Origin of the sequence: Devosia insulae DS-56 (genome assembly GCF_000970465.2) — a bacterium.
Classification (GTDB): Bacteria; Pseudomonadota; Alphaproteobacteria; order Rhizobiales; family Devosiaceae; genus Devosia_A; species Devosia_A insulae.
This window is the reverse complement of the sequence record NZ_LAJE02000348.1, coordinates 1-2,233: the sequence shown is the minus strand read 5'-3', so window position 1 is coordinate 2,233 and position 2,233 is coordinate 1. Positions and strand designations below refer to the sequence as shown.

Here is a 2,233-nt window from a genome sequence, read left to right as displayed (position 1 = left end):
TCGAGGTCGGGATCGGTGGTCTTCACCGGCGCCACCCGCCAGCCGAACAGCGGGTCGTCAGGTCCGCCAACGCGAACAGCGCCGGCCCAGGCGGCGTTCTCAACCCCTGCCAGCCCGACGAGGCTCTGTGGCCGGCCTGCTCGAGGGCGCCGAGATCACCGAGGCGGAAATCATGCGGTACGCCGCAGGCATCAAGCAGAGTGGGAATGATGAGCGCATCAGCGCCTGACGCAACGGTGAAGCCGGCACGCGGCTTTCGTCTCGATCTGAAAACGGTAGGCCCGCTGTTGGCGCTGGCGCTGCTGGTGCTGCTCGGCATCTCGCTCAACGAGAATTTCCTCAGCTACTCCAACCTCACCAACGTGCTGGCGCGTTCGTCGTTCATCGGCATCATCGCCATCGGCGCGACCTTCGTCATCACCTCGGGCGGGCTCGACCTGTCGGTCGGCTCGATGGCGGCGGTGATCGCCGGCATCATGATCATCGTGATGAACTCGCTGATCCCTTCGATGGGGCTCACCTGGGGCGTCATCCTGATCGGCATGGCAGCGGGCCTGGTGGTCGGCGGCGGGGCCGGCATCGGCAACGGGCTGATGATCACTCGCGGCCGCATCGAGGCGTTCATCGTGACGCTCGGCACCATGGGCATCTTCCGCTCGCTGGTCACCTTCCTCGCCGATGGCGGCACGCTGTCGCTCAACTTCCAGGTCGCCGACCTCTATCGGCCGGTCTACTACGACGGGCTGTTCGGCGTGCCGTGGCCGATCATCGTGTTCGCAGTGGTGGCGATCGGCGGCGAGATCGTCATGCGCCGCACCGCGTTCGGGCGCTATTGCGCGGCGATCGGCTCGAACGAGCAGGTGGCGCGCTACTCCTCGATCAATGTCGATAACGTCCGGCTGCTGACCTACATCCTGCAAGGCGTGCTGGTCGGCGTCGCGGTGCTGCTCTACGTGCCGCGGCTCGGTTCGGCCTCGAGCACCACCGGTGTGCTCTGGGAGCTCGAGGCGATTGCAGCGGTGATCATCGGCGGCACGACGCTCAAGGGCGGCTATGGCCGGATCTGGGGCACCGTGGTCGGCGTGGTGATCCTGGGGCTCATCGGCAACATCCTGAACCTGCAAAGCTTCATCAGCCCCTACCTCAACGGGGCGTTCCAGGGCGTCATCATCATTCTTGCCGTGCTGCTGCAGCGGGGTCGCCGCGCCAGCTAGGCTTATTGGTTTCACAATGCCCGCAAGGAGCGGGCAGCAACGGGAGGACTACATGAAATTGCTGAAATCCCTTATGGGAGCGGCGGTGATCGCCGGCGCTCTCGGCGGCAGCGCTTTGGCCCAGGACAAGGTCACCATCGGCGTCTCGGTGCCGGCGGCCGACCATGGCTGGACCGGCGGCGTCAACTACTTCGCCCAGCAGGCGATCGAGCGGCTGAAGACCACCTATCCCAATGTCGATTTCGTCTTTGCTTCGGCGCCCGACGCGCCCAAGCAGATCGCCGATATCGAGGACATGGTCTCGACCCGCAACATCGACGCGCTGGTCATTCTGCCGGGTGATCCCGATGCGATGACCTCGGCGATTAAGCAGGTCAAGGACGCCGGCAAGTTCGTCACCGTCGTCGACCGCCAGCTGTCGATCAACGGCGTCGAAAACCTCTATGTCGCGGGCGACAATCCGGGGCTCGGCGCCAACTCGGCGGCTTACTTCAAAGAGGCGCTGCCGGAAGGCGGCAACATCGTGATCCTTCGCGGTCTGCCGATCCCGATCGACCAGCAGCGGTTCGATGCGTTCGTGGCCGGCATCGAAGGCACCAACATCAAGGTGCTGGATGACGAGTTCGCCAACTGGAACCGCGATGACGGCTTCAAGGTGATGCAGGACTTCCTGACCCGCTTCCCCGACATCAAGGCGGTGAGGGCGCAGGACGACGACATTGCGCTGGGCGCCATCGAGGCGATCAAGCAGGCCGGCCGCGAGAACGACATGTTCATCGTCGGCGGCGCCGGCATGCAGCAGATGCTGCAGCGCGTGGCGGCGGGCGACAAGCTGGTCCCCGTCGATGTCAGCTACAGCCCGGCGATGATCGCCACGGCGATCGAGCTGACCACCTCGCACTTCACCGGCGGCATCCAGGTCGCCGGCCGCTACATCCTCGATTCGACGCTGATCACCAAGGACAACGCCGCCGAGTTCCTCGACGCCGAAAGCCCGTTCTGAACGGACGCATGAGTTG

2 protein-coding genes are annotated in these 2,233 nt (G+C 64.9%); both read left to right on the top strand.

The window, feature by feature from the left end; translation table 11 throughout:
• The first annotated feature begins 209 nt into the window (after positions 1 to 209).
• Positions 210 to 1,214 carry an ABC transporter permease gene (locus VW23_RS23040; RefSeq protein ID WP_141728459.1) on the top strand — a complete coding sequence of 335 codons (1,005 nt, stop codon included), beginning with the start codon at positions 210 to 212 and terminating at the stop codon, positions 1,212 to 1,214.
• A gap of 52 nt (positions 1,215 to 1,266) precedes the next feature.
• Entirely contained in the window at positions 1,267 to 2,217 is a 951-nt protein-coding gene (locus tag VW23_RS23035) for a substrate-binding domain-containing protein (protein WP_069911834.1), read from the top strand.
• Positions 2,218 to 2,233: the final 16 nt, after the last annotated feature.

Coding starts and splice junctions, on each gene's coding strand:
- VW23_RS23040 (WP_141728459.1), top strand. CDS start 210: ATGAGCGCATCAGCGCCTGACGCAACGGTGAAGCCGGCACGCGGCTTT.
- VW23_RS23035 (WP_069911834.1), top strand. CDS start 1,267: ATGAAATTGCTGAAATCCCTTATGGGAGCGGCGGTGATCGCCGGCGCT.